Annotated in this window: 15 protein-coding genes and 1 riboswitch; of the genes, 10 read left to right on the top strand and 5 right to left on the bottom strand. The window is 63.6% G+C overall.

The window, feature by feature from the left end; translation table 11 throughout:
- Nucleotides 1-213 precede the first annotated feature (213 nt).
- The 5 genes from ftsH (at nucleotide 214) to ACFE8X_RS17435 (ending at nucleotide 6,829) form a co-directional block, all read left to right on the top strand.
- Nucleotides 214-2,145 carry an ATP-dependent zinc metalloprotease FtsH gene (gene ftsH / locus ACFE8X_RS17455; protein WP_375452774.1) on the top strand — a complete coding sequence of 644 codons (1,932 nt, stop codon included), beginning with the start codon at nucleotides 214-216 and terminating at the stop codon, nucleotides 2,143-2,145.
- Between the two features lie 154 nt (nucleotides 2,146-2,299).
- Nucleotides 2,300-3,643 (top strand): phosphoglucosamine mutase, encoded by a 1,344-nt coding sequence (gene glmM, locus ACFE8X_RS17450; protein ID WP_375452773.1) that lies wholly within the window; start codon nucleotides 2,300-2,302, stop codon nucleotides 3,641-3,643.
- Nucleotides 3,644-3,802: 159 nt separating this feature from the next.
- On the top strand, nucleotides 3,803-4,537 hold the full coding sequence (locus tag ACFE8X_RS17445; protein ID WP_375452772.1) for an outer membrane protein: 735 nt from the start codon (nucleotides 3,803-3,805) through the stop codon (nucleotides 4,535-4,537).
- 141 nt (nucleotides 4,538-4,678) lie between these two features.
- Nucleotides 4,679-5,662 (top strand): D-erythronate dehydrogenase, encoded by a 984-nt coding sequence (gene denD, locus ACFE8X_RS17440; RefSeq protein ID WP_375452771.1) that lies wholly within the window; start codon nucleotides 4,679-4,681, stop codon nucleotides 5,660-5,662.
- Between the two features lie 54 nt (nucleotides 5,663-5,716).
- Nucleotides 5,717-6,829: an NAD(P)-binding domain-containing protein gene (locus ACFE8X_RS17435; RefSeq protein ID WP_375452770.1), complete on the top strand. Its 1,113-nt coding sequence runs from the start codon at nucleotides 5,717-5,719 to the stop codon at nucleotides 6,827-6,829.
- Nucleotides 6,830-6,880: 51 nt separating this feature from the next.
- Here the strand turns inward: ACFE8X_RS17435 and ACFE8X_RS17430 are convergent, their stop codons facing one another.
- The gene (locus ACFE8X_RS17430; RefSeq protein ID WP_197410834.1) at nucleotides 6,881-7,048 is read right to left on the bottom strand and encodes a Thivi_2564 family membrane protein; all 168 of its coding nucleotides are present in this window, start codon (nucleotides 7,046-7,048) and stop codon (nucleotides 6,881-6,883) included.
- Nucleotides 7,049-7,334: 286 nt separating this feature from the next.
- On the opposite strand from ACFE8X_RS17430, the gene ACFE8X_RS17425 reads away from it, so the two are divergent.
- Both ACFE8X_RS17425 and serA read left to right on the top strand, forming a co-directional pair.
- Nucleotides 7,335-8,510, top strand: a complete 1,176-nt coding sequence (locus ACFE8X_RS17425) for a phosphoserine transaminase (protein WP_375452775.1) — start codon at nucleotides 7,335-7,337, stop codon at nucleotides 8,508-8,510.
- A gap of 84 nt (nucleotides 8,511-8,594) precedes the next feature.
- Nucleotides 8,595-10,178, top strand: a complete 1,584-nt coding sequence (serA, locus tag ACFE8X_RS17420; RefSeq protein WP_375452769.1) for a phosphoglycerate dehydrogenase — start codon at nucleotides 8,595-8,597, stop codon at nucleotides 10,176-10,178.
- A gap of 48 nt (nucleotides 10,179-10,226) precedes the next feature.
- On the opposite strand, the gene ACFE8X_RS17415 is transcribed toward serA, so the two are convergent.
- The gene (locus ACFE8X_RS17415) at nucleotides 10,227-11,168 is read right to left on the bottom strand and encodes a DMT family transporter (RefSeq protein ID WP_375452768.1); all 942 of its coding nucleotides are present in this window, start codon (nucleotides 11,166-11,168) and stop codon (nucleotides 10,227-10,229) included.
- Between the two features lie 153 nt (nucleotides 11,169-11,321).
- Here ACFE8X_RS17415 and ACFE8X_RS17410 point away from each other — a divergent pair, with 153 nt between their 5' ends.
- Nucleotides 11,322-12,611 carry an adenylosuccinate synthase gene (locus ACFE8X_RS17410; protein ID WP_375452767.1) on the top strand — a complete coding sequence of 430 codons (1,290 nt, stop codon included), beginning with the start codon at nucleotides 11,322-11,324 and terminating at the stop codon, nucleotides 12,609-12,611.
- Nucleotides 12,612-12,657: 46 nt separating this feature from the next.
- On the top strand, nucleotides 12,658-14,604 hold the full coding sequence (locus ACFE8X_RS17405) for a hypothetical protein (RefSeq protein WP_375452766.1): 1,947 nt from the start codon (nucleotides 12,658-12,660) through the stop codon (nucleotides 14,602-14,604).
- A 10-nt stretch (nucleotides 14,605-14,614) separates the two neighbouring features.
- Here ACFE8X_RS17405 and ACFE8X_RS17400 read toward each other — a convergent pair whose 3' ends face one another.
- The 3 genes from ACFE8X_RS17400 to thiB form a co-directional block, all read right to left on the bottom strand.
- Nucleotides 14,615-15,262, bottom strand: coding sequence for an ATP-binding cassette domain-containing protein (locus ACFE8X_RS17400; RefSeq protein ID WP_375452765.1), 648 nt, complete (start codon nucleotides 15,260-15,262; stop codon nucleotides 14,615-14,617).
- Nucleotides 15,249-16,838 carry a hypothetical protein gene (locus ACFE8X_RS17395; RefSeq protein WP_375452764.1) on the bottom strand — a complete coding sequence of 530 codons (1,590 nt, stop codon included), beginning with the start codon at nucleotides 16,836-16,838 and terminating at the stop codon, nucleotides 15,249-15,251. Before ACFE8X_RS17395 ends, ACFE8X_RS17400 begins: the two co-directional genes overlap by 14 nt.
- A 248-nt stretch (nucleotides 16,839-17,086) precedes the next feature.
- Nucleotides 17,087-18,091, bottom strand: coding sequence for a thiamine ABC transporter substrate binding subunit (thiB, locus tag ACFE8X_RS17390; RefSeq protein WP_375452763.1), 1,005 nt, complete (start codon nucleotides 18,089-18,091; stop codon nucleotides 17,087-17,089).
- A gap of 69 nt (nucleotides 18,092-18,160) precedes the next feature.
- Nucleotides 18,161-18,259: riboswitch (TPP riboswitch) on the bottom strand.
- Between the two features lie 26 nt (nucleotides 18,260-18,285).
- Between thiB and ACFE8X_RS17385 the strand changes: the two genes are divergently transcribed.
- A complete protein-coding gene (locus tag ACFE8X_RS17385; protein ID WP_375452762.1) occupies nucleotides 18,286-18,984 on the top strand; it encodes a thiamine diphosphokinase in 699 nt (232 codons plus the stop codon).
- Nucleotides 18,985-19,024 lie beyond the last annotated feature (40 nt).

Below are 19,024 nucleotides of genomic sequence, written 5' to 3'. Positions count from 1 at the left end.
CGTCCGTTCGTTCGACAACCGCATCACAGGCGGTGCTTTCGCACGACCATAGGCAACCATCGAGTCCCCACCGCGTATTAACCCAAACGTGACATTATAACTGGACGCGAGGCCCAAAGCGCCGCAGGGCTTGCCCTTGTAACGCCCCAATGCCGGACATACATTCGGCACACCAACCGGCCAGTTTGCGCCGGCTCTTCCGGGACAGGATTGATGAACGGAAATTTCCGCAACTTTGCCATCTGGCTGGTCATACTTTTCATGCTGATGGGCCTGTTCCAGGTCTTCCAGTCGTCGACCCGGTCGGTTTCCGTCACCGACAAAAGCTATAGCCAGTTCGTGACCGACGTGAATTCGGGCGCGGTGACCGGCGTGACCATTACCGACGACATCGTTTCGGGCACGCTGCGCGACGGCGGGCGGTTCGAAACCGTGCTGCCGGCCGGCGCCGATATCATCAACCGCCTCGAAGACAAGGGCGTGTCGATCACGGCCCGGGCGCCCGAGACCAGCCCGTTCTGGTCGGTGCTGCTGTCGTCCTGGCTGCCGTTCATCGTCATCATCGGGGTGTGGTTCTTCTTTATCCGCCAGATGCAGGGTGGCGGTCGCGGCGGCGCCATGGGCTTTGGCAAGTCACGCGCCAAGCTCTTGACCGAAACACACGGCAAGGTGACGTTCGAGGATGTCGCCGGCGTTGACGAGGCCAAGCAGGACCTTGAGGAGATCGTCGAATTCCTGCGCGATCCGGGCAAGTTCCAGCGCCTGGGCGGCCGCATCCCTCGCGGCGTGCTGCTGGTGGGCCCTCCGGGTACCGGCAAGACGCTCCTGGCTCGTTCGGTTGCCGGGGAAGCCAATGTGCCGTTCTTCACCATTTCGGGTTCGGATTTCGTTGAAATGTTCGTGGGCGTGGGCGCATCGCGCGTCCGCGACATGTTCGAGCAGGCCAAGAAGAATGCGCCCTGCATCATCTTCATCGACGAAATCGACGCCGTCGGTCGCCAGCGTGGCGCCGGGCTTGGCGGCGGCAATGACGAACGCGAACAGACCCTCAACCAGTTGCTGGTCGAGATGGACGGGTTCGAGGCCAATGAAGGCATCATCCTGATCGCCGCGACCAACCGTCCGGACGTGCTCGATCCGGCGCTCTTGCGTCCGGGTCGGTTCGACCGCCAGGTCGTGGTGCCGAACCCCGACGTTTCGGGCCGCGAGAAGGTGCTCAAGGTGCACGTCCGCAAGGTGCCGCTGGCGCCCGATGTGGACCTCAAGACCCTGGCCCGTGGTACGCCCGGATTCTCGGGCGCCGACCTGATGAACCTGGTCAACGAAGCGGCCTTGCTCGCGGCGCGGCGCAACAAGCGCTTCGTCACCCATGCCGAATTCGAAGACGCCAAGGACAAGATCATGATGGGCGCCGAGCGCCGCACCATGGCCATGTCCCAGGACGAAAAGAAGCTGACTGCCTATCACGAGGCCGGCCACGCCATCATCGCGCTCAAGGTCGCGGGGATCGATCCGATCCACAAGGCGACGATCATTCCGCGCGGCCGGGCCCTGGGCATGGTGATGACCCTGCCCGAAAGCGACAGCTATTCGTTCAGTCGCGAAAAGGCCCTGGCGCGTCTGACCATGCTGTTTGGCGGGCGCGAGGCCGAGATGATCAAGTTCGGGCCGGAGAAGGTCACGAGCGGCGCTTCGGGCGATATCCAGATGGCGACGTCACTGGCCCGTTCCATGGTAATGGAATGGGGCATGAGCGAAAAGCTCGGTCGCGTCCGCTACAAGTCGAGCGAGCAGGAAGTGTTCATTGGTCATTCCATGACCCAGTCGAACAATATGAGCGACGATACGGCCAAGCTGATCGACCAGGAAGTGCGCAAGCTGATCGAGGATGGCGAGGCTTCGGCCAAGGACATCCTGACCACTTACCACGACCAGTGGGAGGCAATTGCCCAGGCCCTGCTCGAATACGAGACGCTCACCGGCGATGAATTGCGCGCCCTGATGGACGGGCAGGCGCCGGTTCGCCCCGACGATGGCGACAACGCACCGCCCAAGGCTTCGGGCGTTCCCTCGGCCGGCAAATCGGGCAAGAAGCGCCCTGAAGCGCCGCCTGAAGGCGGGCTGGAGCCGCAGCCAGGCAGTTAATCGTCTGGCATCAGTTGTGGCGTAAGGTTTGAAGGGTCGCTCCAGGGCGGCCCTTTGCCATTGGGTCAATTCGCGCTATTGCGGCCAAAAGTGGTATTATCGGCAGCGCGGGACGCGGCGACTCAAGCGCCCTCGCTACAGGAATGAGGCAGTGATGGCCAGGAAATATTTCGGCACCGACGGTATTCGCGGCCTGGCCAATGGGCCCAAGCTGACGCCGGAACTGGCGCTCAAGGTGGGCATGGCGGCGGGCCAGAAATTCGTGCGCGGCGATCATCGCAACCGCGTGGTGATCGGCAAGGACACGCGCCGCTCCGGCTACATGATCGAGCAGGCGCTCACCGCCGGGTTCACGGCGGTGGGCATGGATGTGTACCTGCTGGGGCCCATGCCGACGCCGGCCGTCGCCATGTTGACGCGCTCGCTGCGCGCCGATCTGGGGGTGATGATTTCGGCCTCGCATAATCCGTTCGACGACAATGGGATCAAGCTGTTCCGGCCCGATGGCTACAAGCTCAGCGACGAATTGGAGCTTGAGATCGAAAGCATGATCGACAGCGATATGACGCAATATCTGGCGCATGGTCGCGAGATTGGCCGCGCGCATCGCGACGAGGATGCCAGCACCCGCTATATCGAATATGCCAAGCGCACGCTGCCGCGCAATACCGATCTGGCGGGCCTGCGCGTGGTGCTCGATTGCGCCCATGGCGCCGCCTACAAGGTGGCCCCAGTGGCGCTGTGGGAGCTGGGCGCTGAAGTCTTCACCATCGGCAATACGCCCGATGGCTTCAACATCAACGAAAAGGTCGGCTCGACCGCGCCGGAAGCGGTTGCCGCCAAGGTCAAGGAAGTGCGCGCCGATATCGGCATAGCGCTCGATGGCGATGCCGACCGCGTCATCATCATCGATGAAAAAGGCAATGTGGTCGATGGCGACCAGTTCATGGCGGTGATCGCCCAGAGCTGGTTGCAGCGCGAAATGCTGCAGGGGGGCGGGATCGTGGCCACCGTCATGTCCAATCTGGGGCTGGAACGCTATCTGGGTTCGATCGGGCTGACGCTGGAGCGTACCCAGGTGGGGGATCGCTACGTATTGGAGGCCATGCGCTCCAAAGGCTTCAATGTGGGGGGCGAACAGTCCGGCCACATCATCCTCTCGGATTTTACGACGACGGGGGATGGCCTCGTGGCGGCGCTGCAATTGCTGGCAGTGCTCAAACAGCAGGCGCGCCCGATTTCGGAGATTTGCTCGCGCTTCGACAAGGTGCCGCAGCTGCTGCGCAGCGTAAAATTCAAGTCCGGCAAGCCGCTGCAGCACAAGCTGGTGATCCAGGCCATCGCCGATGGCCAGGCCATGCTGGGGCAGGGCGGGCGGCTGGTCATTCGCGAGAGCGGCACCGAGCCGGTGATAAGGGTGATGGGCGAAGCGGACGATGCGGCGCTCGTCTCCAGCGTTGTAGCGCAGATTGAAGCGGCCATTCGCGACGTCGCCTGAAGTCGTTGTACAAGCGTTACTTCCCGAGGTGCCGCGTTGCACGCTTAACCCAAGTTATGCCCACGTTAGGGTTAAGCGGTTAGGTTAAGTGAGCTTTAAGGATATTGTCCGATATTGGGCGCAATCGACTGGTGTCGTGGCAACCAAAGGACGAATTTCATGCGCAAGCTCACCGCTGCGATACTGGTGGCAGGAGCCCCCCTCACGTGTGGACAGGCGGTCGCCGCCGACTTCCCCGAATATCCCCCGATCATCGACATCCCCGACGTCGACTATGGCGTGCAGGGCTCGTTCTACCTGCGCGGCAGCGCTGCGGGCAACCTGCTCTGGGCCAAAGAGGTCGATCACCCCACGGTCACCCCGTCGGTCTTCGACATCGACGAAGAAGGTTATGGCTATTCGCTGGGTGGCGGCGTCGGCTACGAAACCGGCACGGGCCTGCGCTTCGACGTGACCGTCGATTATCTTGCCAACGACGATCTGCAGATCACCGTTCCCGCAGGCGGCACGCTGGTTCCCGGCCCCTATACGTTGAAGCTGCGTTCGACCGTGGCCCTGGCCAACGCCTATTATGATTTCGGCTTCGGCAATGGCGGCTATGGCGCCAGCGGCGGTGCCTTCGGCTATGTCGGTGCCGGTGTCGGCGCGGCCTTCAATGACTTCGTGACCAATCCACCCGCCGGGGCCCTTCCCGATACCGAAGACGACAATGTCAGCCTTGCCGCCGCCGGCATGGTCGGGCTGGGCTATGACTTCGGCGCCGTCGTCGCCGATGTCGGCTATCGCGCTCTTTACATCAACAGCATCGAAAACGATGCCGCGACGGCCCCCTACAGCATCGATAACAACTGGATACACGAACTGCGCACTTCGGTGCGTTACCGCTTCAACTGATCGATCGCGACGAGGGTGGTGCCACCCCGCCCGGCCGGCCCGACCTGACCGATCGGCGCCCATCGGGCGCCGATTTCGGTTTTGCCCGCTGGACAGGTTCGGGCGAACAATGGTGATGTGCGCGCCTCATTGGAGGATCGCATGAAAGTCTTGATAATCGGCGCGGCCGGCATGATCGGGCGCAAGCTGACGGCTTCGCTGCTGCAGGCCGGCACTATCGGCGACCGACCGGTCACCGAACTGGTGCTGGCCGATGTGGTGGCTCCCCAAGCGCCGCAGACGGCGCTGGCGATCCAGACCATCGCCGCCGACCTGTCGGTTGCGGGCGTTGCCGATCAATTGCTGGCGGGCCGCCCCGAGCTAATCTTTCACTTGGCGGCGATCGTTTCGGGCGAGGCCGAGGCCGATTTCGAAAAAGGCTATCGCATCAATCTGGACGGTACGCGCCTCCTGTTCGAGGCGATCCGGCAGGCAGGCGCGCAGGGCGGCTATTGCCCACGTGTCGTCTTCACCTCCTCGATCGCAGTATTCGGCGAGCCCCTGCCGAGCGTCATTTCCGACACCCAGCACCATACGCCCCTGACCAGCTACGGCACGCAAAAGGCGATTTGCGAGCTGCTGCTGGCCGACTACAGCCGGCGCGGCTTTTTCGATGGCGTTGGCATTCGCCTGCCCACCATCGTGGTGCGGCCGGGCAAGCCGAACCGCGCGGCGTCCGGCTTTTTCTCGGGCATTCTGCGCGAGCCGCTGGCGGGGCTCGACGCGGTGTTGCCCGTCGCCGACAGCGTGCGCCACTGGTTTGCCAGTCCGCGTGCTGCCGTGGGCTTCCTGCGTCATGCCGCGGCGATGGATACTGCGCCGCTCGGCGCACAGCGCAGTTTGAGCATGCCGGGCCTTGCCGCCACCGTGGGCGAGGAAATCGCCGCGTTGCAGCGCGTGGCCGGTGACAAGGCGGTGGCGCTGATCCGGCGCGAGACGGACGAAGCCATCACCAGGATGGTTGCCGGCTGGCCGCAAGCCTTCGAGGCCGAGCGTGCCAAGGCGCTCGGTTTCAAAGGGGACAGCAGTTTTGACGAGATCATCCGCATCCATATCGAAGATGAACTGGGCGGCGTGATCGCCTAGCATTGCCTGGACCGCAACCCTACATCGGTGGACGATCAACGCTGGGCCCACACGATGACGACTGATGCGCCAGAGCTTGATACGGCCCGAACCGCCGTCAAGGTAGAGGTGGCGGTGATCGGAGCGGGGCAGGCGGGGCTCTCGGCGGCGTACCATTTGCAGCGGCTTGGCCTTACAGGCGGGCGGGGCTTTGTGGTACTCGATCAATCGCCGCAGGCCGGTGGGGCCTGGCAGTCCCGCTGGCCGTCGCTGACGCTGAGCACGGTCAATCATATCCACGACCTGCCCGGCATGCGGTTTTCCGATGCGGTCGATACCGATGCAGGCCAGGTTCAGGCGGCGGTTGCCGTGCCGCGCTATTTCAAGGCCTATGAAGAGCGCTTCGGCTTGCCCGTCTATCGCCCCGTCAGGGTCAAGGTGGTGTGCCCCCGTGGCGAGCGGCTGCGAGTGGAAACCGACAGCGGCAATTTTTCGGTGCGCGGGTTGATCAATGCCACCGGCACTTGGGAAACGCCCTATATTCCCCATTATCCAGGCGCAGCCCGGTTCGGGGGGCGACAGCTTCATACCAAGGATTACCGGCAAGCCAGCGACTTCGTCGGCCAACGCGTGCTGGTCGTCGGCGGCGGCATTTCGGCAATCCAGCTGCTCGACGAGATATCGCAGGTCACCGAAACGATCTGGGTGACGCGGCGGGAGCCGGAGTTTCGCGAGGGCGAGTTTACGCCCGAAAGGGGACGGGCCGCCGTGGCAATGGTCGAGGAGCGCGTCCGCAAGGGATTGCCGCCCCATTCGGTGGTATCGGTCACGGGGTTGCCGATGACGCCAGCGATCAGGGCAATGCAGGAGCGCGGTGTGCTCAACCGCCTCGCCATGTTCAGCGAGATTACCGACACGGGCGTACGCTGGGCAGATGGGCGCGAACAGGCGGTGGAGGTGATCCTGTGGTGCACCGGCTTTCGCAGCGGGCTCGACCATCTGGCGCCGCTGCAACTGCGCGAACAAAGCGGCGGCATCATCATGTCCGGTCGGCTGGCCACCCAAGTGGCCAAGGACCCCCGCGTGCATCTGGTCGGCTACGGGCCTTCGGCCTCCACTATCGGCGCCAACCGGGCCGGAGAAGCGGCGGCGCGGGAACTGATGGGGCAGCTTGGGCTATCGACGTAGTTCGGCCCCATCCAGCGTTGGACAGGGCCGCAAACACGGTCGTACCGGCTTTTAGAATACGGCGAGGTATTTCAGCAGCGAGATGATGCCGATGACGATCACCACGATCTGCAAGATCTGGCGGATGCGCGCTTCGATGGGGAGGCGTTGAACCAGCCACAGGATGAGCACGACGACGAGGAAAGTGATGAGGATACTGATCAGAACAGACGTGCCCATAAATGCACTCCTTTGACGCTTGAGCACCGGTAACGTTGGTCAAGACGCTTTGTTGCACGAAAAAGTGAAATAAGGGCAGAGGCTTGGCCGCTGCAGCTGGGAAATGGGCATGGCTCAAACGGACCTGGCGGGACATGTCCGGAGTAGCTGGTGTCTTCCACCAAGGTTATCGGCTGCAACAGCCATTGCCACTTGCGCTTTGGCCGGCGCTCCGGTACGTGCTGGTCTCAGGACACCTCTCCCTAACGAGAGGCTATCGACCTGGGAGGGTCGCACCATGGCTGACATGCCTCATACCGCACCGGCGGTGAAACCGGCTAATCCAAATTTCTCCTCGGGCCCCTGCGCCAAGCGTCCTGGCTGGACCGTGGAGGCGCTTGCCAATGCGCTGGTCGGGCGGTCGCACCGCTCAAAACCGGGCAAGAGCCGCATTCAGCGCGCCATCGACCTGACGCGCGAGCTGTTGCAAGTGCCTCCCGACTATCGGATCGGCATCGTGCCGGCATCCGATACCGGCGCGGTAGAAATGGCGATGTGGTCGATGCTGGGCGCGCGCGGCGTCGACATGTTGGCCTGGGAGAGCTTTGGCGAGGGCTGGGTCACCGATGTGGCCAAGCAGCTCAAGCTCGACGATGTGCGCTTAATCAAGGCCGGCTATGGGGATTTGCCCGATCTCAGCGAAGTCGATACCGATCGGGACGTGGTGTTCACCTGGAACGGCACGACCTCGGGCGTACGCGTGCCCAATGCAGACTGGATCAAGGCGGACCGCAAGGGATTGACCATTTGCGACGCCACTTCGGCGGCGTTTGCGCAGAAGCTGGAATTCGACAAGCTCGATGTCGTGACTTTCTCCTGGCAGAAGGCACTGGGCGGGGAGGCTGCCCATGGCGTGTTGATCCTGTCGCCGCGCGCCGTCGAGCGACTGGAAAATTTCAAGCCGGATCGACCGCTGCCCAAGATTTTTCGCCTGACCAAGGGCGGCAAGCTGCTCGAGGAAGTCTTTGAAGGCGCCACGATCAACACGCCCTCCATGCTGTGCATCGAGGATGCCATCGATGCCATGGAATGGGGTCTGCGCGAAGGCGGCCTCGACGGGTTGCAGGCGCGCGCCGACGCCAATTTCGCCGTGCTGGCGGATTGGGTGGCACGGACCGACTGGGTCGGCTTCCTGGCCAGGGACGTGGCGTCTCGTTCCAATACCTCGGTGTGTTTTTCCATCGTCGATCCGGCGGTGACGGCGCTGGACGCAGACCGGCAGGCCGCATTTGCCAAGGCCATCGTGTCGCGGCTCGACAAGGCCGGCGTGGCCTATGACATTGGGGCGTACAAGGACGCGCCCTCGGGGTTGCGCATCTGGGCCGGCTCGACGGTGGAAACGGCCGACCTCGCGGCGCTGGTCCCGTGGCTGGACTATGCCTTTGCCGAGGAGTTAGCGGCGCTCGACAAGGCCGCTGCCTAGCTGCCCCACCCCCTCCCAGCCGCCCCCTTGATGGAGAGGTAGGAGGGGGTGACTTCCCCACACTTGATTGATCAGGAGGGCGCAATGCCCAAGGTTCTCGTTTCCGACAAGCTATCACCCACCGCCGTGCAGATCTTCAAGGACGGTGGCGTCGAGGTGGATTACCTGCCCGATCTGGGCAAGGACAAGGACAAATTGCTTGAGGTCATCGGCCAGTATGACGGCCTGGCGATCCGTTCGGCGACCAAGGTTACCGAAAAGATCATCGCGGCGGCGAGCAACCTCAAGGTTATCGGGCGGGCCGGTATTGGGGTCGACAATGTCGACATCCCTGCGGCCACCAAGAAGGGCATTATCGTGATGAACACGCCCTTCGGCAATTCCATAACTACGGCCGAGCATGCCATCGCCATGATGATGGCACTGGCGCGGCAATTGCCGGAGGCCGACGCATCGACCCGGGCATCGAAGTGGGAGAAAAACCGCTTCATGGGCGTCGAGGTGACCAACAAGACGCTGGGCCTGATCGGGGCCGGCAATATCGGCTCCATCGTCGCCGATCGGGCTTTGGGATTGCGGATGAAAGTCATCGCGTTCGATCCGTTTCTGACTCCCGAACGGGCCCAAGCGCTGGGCGTAGAGAAGGTGGAACTCGAGACTTTGCTCGCCCGCGCCGATTTTATCACCCTGCATACGCCGCTGATCGATGCCACCCGCAACATCATCGGCGCAGAAGCTCTGGCAAAGACCAAGAAAGGCGTTCGCATCATCAATTGTGCGCGGGGCGGGCTGATCGATGAGGCAGCGCTTTACGATGCACTCAAGTCCGGCCAGGTTGCCGGCGCGGCGCTCGATGTGTTCCTTGAGGAGCCGGCGGAGAACAATCCGCTCTTTGAACTCCCCAACGTGATCTGCACGCCGCATCTGGGCGCGGCGACGACCGAGGCGCAGGAGAATGTCGCCTTGCAGGTCGCCGAACAGATTTCGGCCTATCTTATTACCGGGGAGATCACCAATGCGCTCAATTTCCCGTCCATTTCGGCCGAAGAAGCGCCACGGCTGACGCCCTTCATCAAGCTGGCCGAAGTGCTGGGCTCATTTGCCGGACAACTGACCGAGACCGCGATTACAGGTATCACCATCGAGTTCGAGGGCGATGTCGCGGCGATGAATACGCGGCCGATGGTGGCGGCGGCCCTCAACGGCGTGCTGAAGCCCATGATGGGCGAGGTCAACATGGTCTCGGCCCCGCAGATCGCCAAGGATCGCGGCATCAATGTCGAAGTGACGACGCGGGAGCAGCAGGGTGCCTATGAAAACTATATTCGGCTGACGGTGACGACCGACCAGCAGGCGCGCGCAGTGGCAGGCACGGTGTTTGCCAACGGCAAGCCTCGCGTCATCCAGGTCAAGGGCATCAACATGGAAGCGGAACTCACGCCGTCCATGTTGTATGTCACCAACGAGGACAAGCCGGGCCATATCGGCCGGCTTGGCACGCTGCTGGGGAAGCAGGGCATCAACATTGCCAACTTCAACCTCGGACGCGCCGAAGTGGGCGCCGACGCCATAGCGCTGGTTTCCATCGACGGGACGTTGAACGATGCGCAGCTGGGCGAAATCGCCGGGCTGGAAGGCGTCAAGCAGGCCCGTGCATTGCGGTTCTAAATTGCTTCTGACAATCGCTAGAGACCAGCGCCATCGGCGATGGTCTCTTTATTTTCGACGTGCCGCCCATTCCGCCAGGACGATGCCGCCGATGATGATGGCGGCGGCGAGGTAGTGATAGAGTTCCAGCCGTTCGCCGATCAGCAGCACCGACAGCAGCGTGCCGAAAACCGGAATCAGATTATGGCTGGGTGCCGCGCGGTTGGCGCCGAGCAGTTCGACGCCGCGGGCGTAAAACACCTGGCTGAACATGGATGGGAAGATCATCACATAGGTGATGACCGCCCAGACCTTGGGCGAGGCGTGGGCAAGATTGGCAAACTGGCCAAGGCCGCCGCCGAATAGCTGCAAGGTGAGAAGGCCCATCAGCGCCGCGCCGGAGAAAGCCACGCCGAGAAAACTCATCAAATGCACTTCGGGACGGAATTTCAGCGCCAGCGTGTAAACCATGTAGGTCAGGCAGGCGATGATGACGAAGGCGTCGCCGATATTGATATCGAGGGTCAAAAGACGCCCCGGATCGCCATGGGTTGCCGTGAGAATCACGCCCAAAATGGCGATCACTACGCCGGTAATCTGTAGCGCTCGCGCCCTGACGCGAAAGACGATGAAGTTGGCGCCCAGGATCATCATCGGCAACGCTGCCTGCTCGATCGACGAATTGACCACCGTGGTGGTTTGCAGCCCCACGTACAAGAATACGTTGAACAGCGCGTAGCCGATGGCGCCATAGGCCATCAACAGGGGCCAGTAACGGCGGATGATCGGCCAGTCCTGGCGCAGGTGCGGCCAGGCGAAGGGCAGGATGAACAGGGTGGCGCCGAGGCAACGGGTGGCGAGCAGCAGGAAAGGATCGATTTCGCCCAGCACCAGCTTGGCGGCAAAGCCGTTGCCGCCCCAGAACAAGGGCGCCAGGATCAGCAGCAGATAGGGCTGGTCGAGCAGCCGGGCGGTTATGCCGCGATTTTGGGAGGCCAGCGGCTTTGTCATCGACGCCCGGGTGATGTAAGGACAATCGGACTTAGCAGTTATTCGGCCACGATCAAACGTCCTGAGCGGCCGGATGCATGAATGCGACGAACCCGCCGTTGGCCCCTCTGGGCCAGGTTCGGTTCGGTCGCGCCATCCTGGGGAATTAAGCGCATGGCAAATGTGGTTGTCGTCGGCTCGCAATGGGGCGACGAGGGCAAGGGCAAGATCGTGGACTGGCTGAGCGAGCGCGCCGATGTGGTGGTGCGCTTTCACGGCGGCCACAATGCCGGTCATACGCTGGTCATCGACGGGGTCAGCTACAAGCTGGCGCTGCTGCCCTCAGGACTGGTGCAGGGCAAGTTCTCCGTCATCGGCAATGGCGTGGTGGTCGATCCGCATCATTTCGTGATGGAGCTGGCCAAGCTGCGTGCGCAGGGGGTGACCATCACGCCCGAAGTGCTGCGGATCGCCGACAATGCGCCGCTGATCCTGTCGCTGCATCGCGAACTCGACTCGATTCGCGAAGACTCCAATTCCGGGCTGAAAATCGGCACGACCAAGCGCGGCATCGGGCCCGCCTACGAAGACAAGGTGGGCCGTCGGGCGATCCGGCTGATCGACCTGAGTGAGCCCGAGACCTTGATGGCCAAGATCGAGCGGCTGCTGCTGCATCACAATGCGCTGCGGCGCGGCATGGGGCTGATCGAGATCAGCAGCGAAGCCATTTATGAGGAACTGAGTTCGGTCGCGGCGGACATCCTGCCGTTCATGGACCAGGTGTGGCGTATCCTTGATGAAAAACGCCGTGCCGGGGCACGTATCCTGTTCGAGGGGGCGCAGGGGGCGCTGCTTGACAATGACCATGGCACTTATCCGTTCGTGACTTCGTCCAATACCGTGGCGGGCCAGGCCGCGGCCGGTTCGGGCTTGGGGCCAACGGCGATCGGTTATGTGCTGGGGATCACCAAGGCTTATACGACACGGGTCGGCGAAGGTCCGTTTCCCTGCGAGCTGGACGACGACATCGGTCGCCACCTGGCAATGGTAGGCAAGGAAGTGGGCGTCAATACCGGACGGCCGCGCCGCTGTGGCTGGTTCGATGCAGTGCTGGTGCGGCAAACGGTGCGCACCTCGGGCATTTCGGGCATCGCTTTGACCAAGCTGGACGTGCTGGACGGGCTCAAGGAGATCAAGGTGTGCGTCGGCTACGAGCTGGACGGATCACGGATAGATTATTTGCCTGCCTCAATGGGGGCACAAGCTCGCGTTAAGCCTATCTATGAGATACTCGAAGGATGGTCCGAGACGACCGCCGGCGCACGGAGCTGGGCGGAGTTACCGGCCCAGGCGGTCAAGTATGTCCGCTATATCGAGGAACTGATCGGCGCCCCGGTGGCCATGCTGTCGACGAGCCCTGAGCGGGTCGACACCATCCTGGTGCATGACCCGTTCCAAGATTGAGTTTTTTTGTTACAAGATAGCCGCAATCGTGAGTAGCAAGTAACCAATGGCGGACTACAAAGAGTTGTTGCGCCGAGCGATCTCGGCGCTGCCGGAGAACAATGGGGCCGCGCGCCGTGCGGTGTATGAAAAGGCGCGTTCGGCTCTGGTCGGGCAATTGCGCGCCATTACGCCGCCCCTGCCGGCGCGCGATATCACCCAGCATCGCCTGCAGCTTGAAGATTGCATCCGACAGGTTGAACAGGAAGCCAGCGAAGCGGTTATTTCGCTGGGGCGTGACGCCAATGCGGGCAATCGCCCGACGCCGGCGCGGCCGGCAGTGGTCGTCAAACCGGAGGTCAGCGCACCCGTTGTGGACGTGCCCGTTGCCGCTGCCCAGCCGGTAGACGTGCCCAAGCCGGTCGAGCCGCCCAAGGCGGTTCCGAACGGCAGTATCGAGGATATCATCAATCAGGCAGCCGCTGCCGCTTCGGTCAGCGTTGCCAATGTCGCCAAGCCGGAGGCGCCGAAGCCGGAGCGGCCGTTGCCCGCGATCGTGGCCCGTGCCGAGGCCTCCAAGAGCGGCCCGACATCGCCGATTTCGAGCGGTGCGATCAGCCCGCTCAAAGCGCCCAGCTTTACCCCGCGTCGCGATCCGCTGCCGCTGGCCGCCAATATGTCGGCGGAGCCGGCGCGGATGACTTCGCGTGTCGAGCCCAGCATGGGCAACCAGGCGCTGGCCCGCCAACGTGTCGAGGAGCCGCTGACAGTAATCAACGCGCCGGCGGTCGAGACCGCGCTTTCGGCGGTACGCGAAGTGGAGGTCGAGCCCGACCCGCGCGAAGCGGAAGGGGCTATCGAGCGCGCTATCGAAACCCTGGACCGCGAAGCGCGCGGCGAGGCGACAAGGCCGCTGCCCGATCTGCCGGCGGCGACGCTCCACAAGGTTGGTGGAGACAATGCCGACGACGAGCCCGGCGACGCCAGCTTTGCGGCGGTTCCGCAGGCGGGGCGCAGCGGCGCCGGTCTGACGATTTTTCTTGTGGTGTTCGTGCTGCTGCTGGCGGGGGTCGGCGGCGGTGGGTTCTGGGCGTGGCGGGAGGGCTATGTCGATCTCGACCAGATGTTCGGCCGCGCCACCCCGGCGCCCGAAGTCGTCGCGGTCGTGCCGCAAAGCGATGTTGCGACGCCGACATTGGATGCGGACGAGCCGGTGCCGACAGCAACCGACGCCGCGGATGGACCCGGCAATACAGCGACCACGCCCGCCAATAACGAGCCGACGGCGGCGCTGGGAGGGCTCGAACTGGAAGATCGGCTGGAGCCAACGCCAGAGCCCGTAGTGCCGACGGGCAGCCAAACCAGCCTGCCCCAATTGGGTGGCGAGGAAGTCAAGGGCGAAGAACGCCTGCCGGACGAGGACAGTGTGGTTGCCGATACGGATAATCTGGCGGCAACGGTGGATCCCGCAGTGCTGGCGGGCAGCCAGTCCTTGCTGCTGGAAGCCTCCGCGGATGGCCGAACCGGCGCCGTGCCGTTTTCGGGGACCATCGAGTGGACCGAAGGGGTCGATGAAACCGGCCTGCCCACGCTGATCGGCAAGGCCAATATTCCGGCGCGCAATCTTGGCGTCGGGCTGACCATCCGCAAGAATGCCGATCCGAGCCTGCCGGCCAGCCACCTGATGGAAGTCGATTTCAACGTCAACGACACTTTCGTGGGCGGCACGATCGCCGGCTTGCCGGGCGTGTTGCTCAAGGACGCCGAACTGGTTCCGGGCACGCCGCTGGTGGGCGCTTCGGCCCGGGTCGTTGGAAATTCGTTCCTGTTTGCGCTCAGCGCTTCGGCGAACGATGCGGCCACCAACACCGATTTGCTGGAAAACCGCAAATGGATGGATCTGGCATTGATCTACGGCACCGGGCGCAATGCGATCATCACGCTCGAAAAAGACGATGCGGCGCAGGGCCTGTTCGACAAGGTCTTTGCCGCCTGGGCAAAGCCTGCGACCTGAGGCGTTCCGTTTAATCGGCCGCATGTTTCGTCAACCGGTAATCGGCCAGCAGATAGCGCCGGCTGGCAATGGCGACGACGTCGTCCTGATGGTGGGTCACCAGGATAGTGTGCCAGTGCTGCCGCTCGGTTAGGGTCTTGACCAGGTCGCGGATGGTGTGGCGGGTGTCGTCGTCCAGCGCCGAGAAGGGTTCGTCCAGCAGCAAGACAGGGCGGTCGCGCAACAGGGTGCGGGCAAGGGCAACACGCTGTGCCTGTCCGCCTGAAAGCGTCGCGGCGCGTTGCGGCCCGATGTCGGGCAGTCCCACTTCGATGAGGGCTTGGGCGACTTTTTGGTCGCGGTCCGACCGCGGCGTGTCGGCGGGCAGGCCCAAGGCGATATTGCGGGCAGCGCTCAAATGATCGAACAGCGTTTCGGACTGCAGCAGCAGCGAGACCGGGCGCCGTTCCGGGGGGAGCGGCAGCAGGTCGCGGCCGTCGAGATCGAGCGTCCCGGATGCTGGAAGCAGAAAACCGGCAAGCTGGTCCAGCAAGGTGGATTTGCCCGAGCCGCTGGCGCCCGAAATGGCGGTGATCTGGCCCGGTTCGGCGGCAAGCGAAAATATATAGGGAGTCGTCTGGCCGGGATAGGCGAAGCGCAAGGCTTCAGCGCGCAACATGAGCGAGCCTTTCAAACAGCTTGGGCAAAGCCACGAAGGCGGCGATGGTGCCAACCAGCAGCACGGCGGCGATGGCGCCGGCGTCATTGCCGCGATAGGCGCCCAGGGCGCGGAACATCATCAGCGGCAGGGTTTCGAAATCCTGCGTGCCGAACAGGGTAATGACACCCAGATCACCGAGCGAAAAACAGAACGCCAAGGCCAGAACGACGCCGATATCGCGGCCGAGCAGGGGATATTCCACCAGGCGGAACTGGCGCCAACCGGACAGGCCCAGCGAGCGGATCAGCTTGCCACGGGTGCGGGCGATGGCATCGAGCGGCGGGCCAAGGGTGGCGACCGCGAAAGGCAACGACAACAGAGAATTGCCCAAGATAACGACGTAAGGCGCGGCATTGACCGGGGCTATTCCAAGGGAACGCACGGCCAGGAAGAACCCCAGTGACAGCACAACGGCCGGCACGGCCAGATAGGCGTAGCTGGGAATGCCCAAGGCGGTGCGGGCGATTGCGCTGGTGGTCGCGCTCGGGCCCAGGGTCAAGATAAGGGCGAGGCCCAGGGTGACCAGTGCCGAGGCACTGCCGACCACAAGGCTGGTCAGCAGCGCCCGCCAGAATGTGGCGCTCACGACAATTCGGGCAAGGCCGCTGCCGATGCCATCGATCAGCACCGACAGCAAGGGCAGGGCAAAGGCGATGGTGCCGAGCGCGAGTATCAGCGCCTGCATGGCCCGCGCGGCGAGTGGATCGCGCCAGGTTGGCGCTAGAGACTGGCCGATTTGAGTGGGCACCGGGGCCAGGGCCGAAGCGCCCAGGATGACGATGGAGCAGACGCCGATCTGCGTCAGGGCCAGCAGCACAGCGCCGCGCAGGTCGAAATCCTGGCGGACGGCGGCGTAGATGGCTACTTCCAGTGTCTGGTTGGCGGGACCGCCGCCGAGCAGCAGCACGATGGGAAAGCTGGTGAAGGCGAGGAGGAAAATGATGGCGCCCAGGCCGGGCAGGCTGCCGGCGATGGCGGGCCAATCGATAATGGCAAAGCGCTGGTGGGCTGATAGTGCCAGGCTCTGGCCGGTCTTGAGGCGGCTTGCGGGAATGGCATCGAGCCGGGCCAGGAGGATGCGGGCGGCGAAGGCGCCATCGAGGATGACATGGGCGAAGAGGATGCCCGAGAGGCCGAAGGCCGGATTACCCAGGGGTGAGCCGAACAGCAATGCCCAGCCCTGGTTGATCCAGCCCTGGCGGCCCCAGACGGCAAGCAGGCCAAAGGCGAGCACCATTCCGGGGGTGACGATGGCGGCCGAGAACAGGCCGACCACGAGATCGCGGCCGGTAAAGTGCAAGCGATTGAGGGACCAGGCGAGGGCGACGCCGACCAGGAGGGACAGGATGGTGGTGAGGCCCGCCTGGATGGTGGTCATGCGGACGAGGTGGAGGATGTCGATGCGCGAGGCGGAGGCTGGCGCCCCGGTGGCGGTGGTGAAGATGGAATAGAGGACGAGCGCGATCAGGGCGGCGATGGCGAGGGCGAAGAGAGTGGCGGCTGCGATGCGCAGGGGGCGGGGGGGGAGGATCATCGATTTGCCTCACGCTTTGTGGGCGCAATAGAACCCCCACCCCTGTCCCCTCCCCACAAGGGGGAGGGAGAGGATGGACCTGCTGCTGTGGGGGACAACCCCTCACCCGTCTCGGCCTGCGGCCGATCCACCCTCTCCCACAAGGGGAGAGGGGTGACGACTGAGGATTTTCGGCTCTGACCCCGTCTCCCCTTGTGGGAGAAGGTGCCCGAAGGGCGGATGAGGGGGGGCTGACTCACAGACTACCCCTACTGAATCGCTTTCAGCATCTCATCGATCCATTCACCCGAATGCGCCGCGATATCCTCGTCGCCCAACTGCAGCGTCTTGCTCGGTTGGGGCAGGGTGGCGAAGGTGGGGTCGAGGGCGGTGCCGAGATCGACGACGGGCAGCATCCAGTTGGTGGTGGGGATCAGCTTCTGCGCATCGGTGGAGGCAAGGTAGGCAAGGAACTGGCGGGCCAGCGCCTGGTGCCTGGAGGATTTCAGCATGCCGGCGACTTCGACCTGGGCGTAGTGCCCCTCCTCGAACAGGGCGGCGTGGATGGTGTCGTCGTGTTCGGAAACGATGTGATAGGCGGGCGAGGTGGTGTAGCTGAGCGCCATGTCGGCTTCACCGGTCAGAAACAGATTGTAGCTTTCGCTCCATTCGCGCGTAACGGTCAGGATATGGGGCTTGAGGCCGGCCCAGATTTCGGCGGCGCGGTCGCCATAGGCGGCCTTGATCCAGAGCACGAGGCCAAGACCCGGGGTGGCCGACCGCGGGTCCTGGATGGCGATCTTGAAATCGGCCGGCAGGGCGATCAGGTCCTTGAAGGACTTGGGCGGCGTCGGGACCGTATCGGTGTCATAAACGAAGGCGAAATGGGCGTAGTCGAAAGGCACGAAGGTCGTATCGGTCCAGGCCGTCGGGAGAGCCAGATCGCTTAGGGGCAGCTCGTGCTCGGCGAAGAGGCCGGTGGCGCGGGCTTCGCCAGCGATGGACGTATCGAGGCCGACGATCAGGTCGGCTTCGGTGGTAGCGCCTTCGAGCTGGACGCGGCGCAATGTGCCGATGGAGGAGTCGGCGGCGATCCATTCCACGGTGCAGCCACAGGTGGCCTCGAAACCGGCCTTGAGGCCGGGGCCGGGGCCCCATTCGGCGGCAAAGCCGTCATAGGTATAAATCTTGAGGACAGGCGCGTCCTGAGCGAAGGCGGGCGTGGCGAGCAGTCCGGAAAGGACCGCAAATGCCAGACAGGTGAATTTGACCATGGGTCATTCCCTTCAGGTTTGCGGCCATGTGAGAAGGGAATGTGTCAATGGCGGAACGCGCGACGGCGCCCCTTGCCATCTCGAACTTCCTCCGCCAGCATGACCTGGTTCAGGTTCAATGGGTAACTCTCAGCCCCGGATTTGTCCGGAACACCCCAGCGAGACGCCTCACATTTAATGAGAGCTTGGTAACAGTGCAAGAGACTTCGGCCGGGCAGGCGGGCGAGCCGCCTTTGGTGTTTGATAGTCCATTGGCCATCGTGGGCGGCGGTACCATTGATCCGGCGCTGCTGCGGGCGCTGGCGAAGTCCGGCGTGGCGCTGGTGGGTGCGGATGGCGGCGGAGACGCGATCGGGGCCGCAGGGCTCGTGCCTGCGGCGATCATCGGTGACCTTGATTCGCTGGCGAACCGCGCCGCCTGGGAGCAGCGAACGCGGGTTATTCATCTTGCCGAACAGGTCACCACGGATTTTCAAAAGGCACTCTACAGCACCAGGGCGCCAGTGACGCTGGCGCTTGGCATGACGGGCAAGCGGCTCGATCACACGCTGGCGGCGCTGAGCGCGGTGCTGCAATATGCGCCGCAGCGGCGGCTGCTGCTGGTGGACGAGGTGGACGTGGCATTTGCCGCGGTGGGGGCGTTCGCGTTCGACGCTGCGGCGGGGGAGCGGGTGTCGATCCATCCGCTGGTGCGGATCGGGTTCGCGCGGTCGAGCGGGCTGGTTTATCCGTTGGATGGGCTGGTGTTGGAGCCGGGCGGGCTGATCGGGACGTCCAATGCGGCGGCGGGCGGGCGGGTGGAGATCGTGCCGGATGCCGAACATGAGCGGACGCCCTGGTTGTTGATCGCGGATAAATCGCGGCTCTGGGATTTCCTGGGCGAGACGGCATAGGCATGGCAATAGGCCGCCCGTGCTGCGGTTTTCGTGGGTA

The organism is uncultured Devosia sp. (assembly GCF_964244875.1).
In the GTDB taxonomy this organism is placed as follows: Bacteria; Pseudomonadota; Alphaproteobacteria; order Rhizobiales; family Devosiaceae; genus Devosia.
This window is presented reverse-complemented; position numbering and strand designations above follow the sequence as displayed.

Excerpts from the sequence above, each read along its gene's own strand:
- thiB (WP_375452763.1), bottom strand. The coding sequence starts at position 18,091 with ATGGTCAAATTCACCTGTCTGGCATTTGCGGTCCTTTCCGGACTGCTC.
- ACFE8X_RS17430 (WP_197410834.1), bottom strand. The coding sequence starts at position 7,048 with ATGGGCACGTCTGTTCTGATCAGTATCCTCATCACTTTCCTCGTCGTC.
- ACFE8X_RS17400 (WP_375452765.1), bottom strand. The coding sequence starts at position 15,262 with ATGTTGCGCGCTGAAGCCTTGCGCTTCGCCTATCCCGGCCAGACGACT.
- glmM (WP_375452773.1), top strand. The coding sequence starts at position 2,300 with ATGGCCAGGAAATATTTCGGCACCGACGGTATTCGCGGCCTGGCCAAT.
- denD (WP_375452771.1), top strand. The coding sequence starts at position 4,679 with ATGAAAGTCTTGATAATCGGCGCGGCCGGCATGATCGGGCGCAAGCTG.
- ACFE8X_RS17405 (WP_375452766.1), top strand. The coding sequence starts at position 12,658 with ATGGCGGACTACAAAGAGTTGTTGCGCCGAGCGATCTCGGCGCTGCCG.
- ACFE8X_RS17435 (WP_375452770.1), top strand. The coding sequence starts at position 5,717 with ATGACGACTGATGCGCCAGAGCTTGATACGGCCCGAACCGCCGTCAAG.
- ftsH (WP_375452774.1), top strand. The coding sequence starts at position 214 with ATGAACGGAAATTTCCGCAACTTTGCCATCTGGCTGGTCATACTTTTC.
- ACFE8X_RS17415 (WP_375452768.1), bottom strand. The coding sequence starts at position 11,168 with ATGACAAAGCCGCTGGCCTCCCAAAATCGCGGCATAACCGCCCGGCTG.
- ACFE8X_RS17410 (WP_375452767.1), top strand. The coding sequence starts at position 11,322 with ATGGCAAATGTGGTTGTCGTCGGCTCGCAATGGGGCGACGAGGGCAAG.
- ACFE8X_RS17445 (WP_375452772.1), top strand. The coding sequence starts at position 3,803 with ATGCGCAAGCTCACCGCTGCGATACTGGTGGCAGGAGCCCCCCTCACG.
- ACFE8X_RS17425 (WP_375452775.1), top strand. The coding sequence starts at position 7,335 with ATGCCTCATACCGCACCGGCGGTGAAACCGGCTAATCCAAATTTCTCC.
- serA (WP_375452769.1), top strand. The coding sequence starts at position 8,595 with ATGCCCAAGGTTCTCGTTTCCGACAAGCTATCACCCACCGCCGTGCAG.
- ACFE8X_RS17395 (WP_375452764.1), bottom strand. The coding sequence starts at position 16,838 with ATGATCCTCCCCCCCCGCCCCCTGCGCATCGCAGCCGCCACTCTCTTC.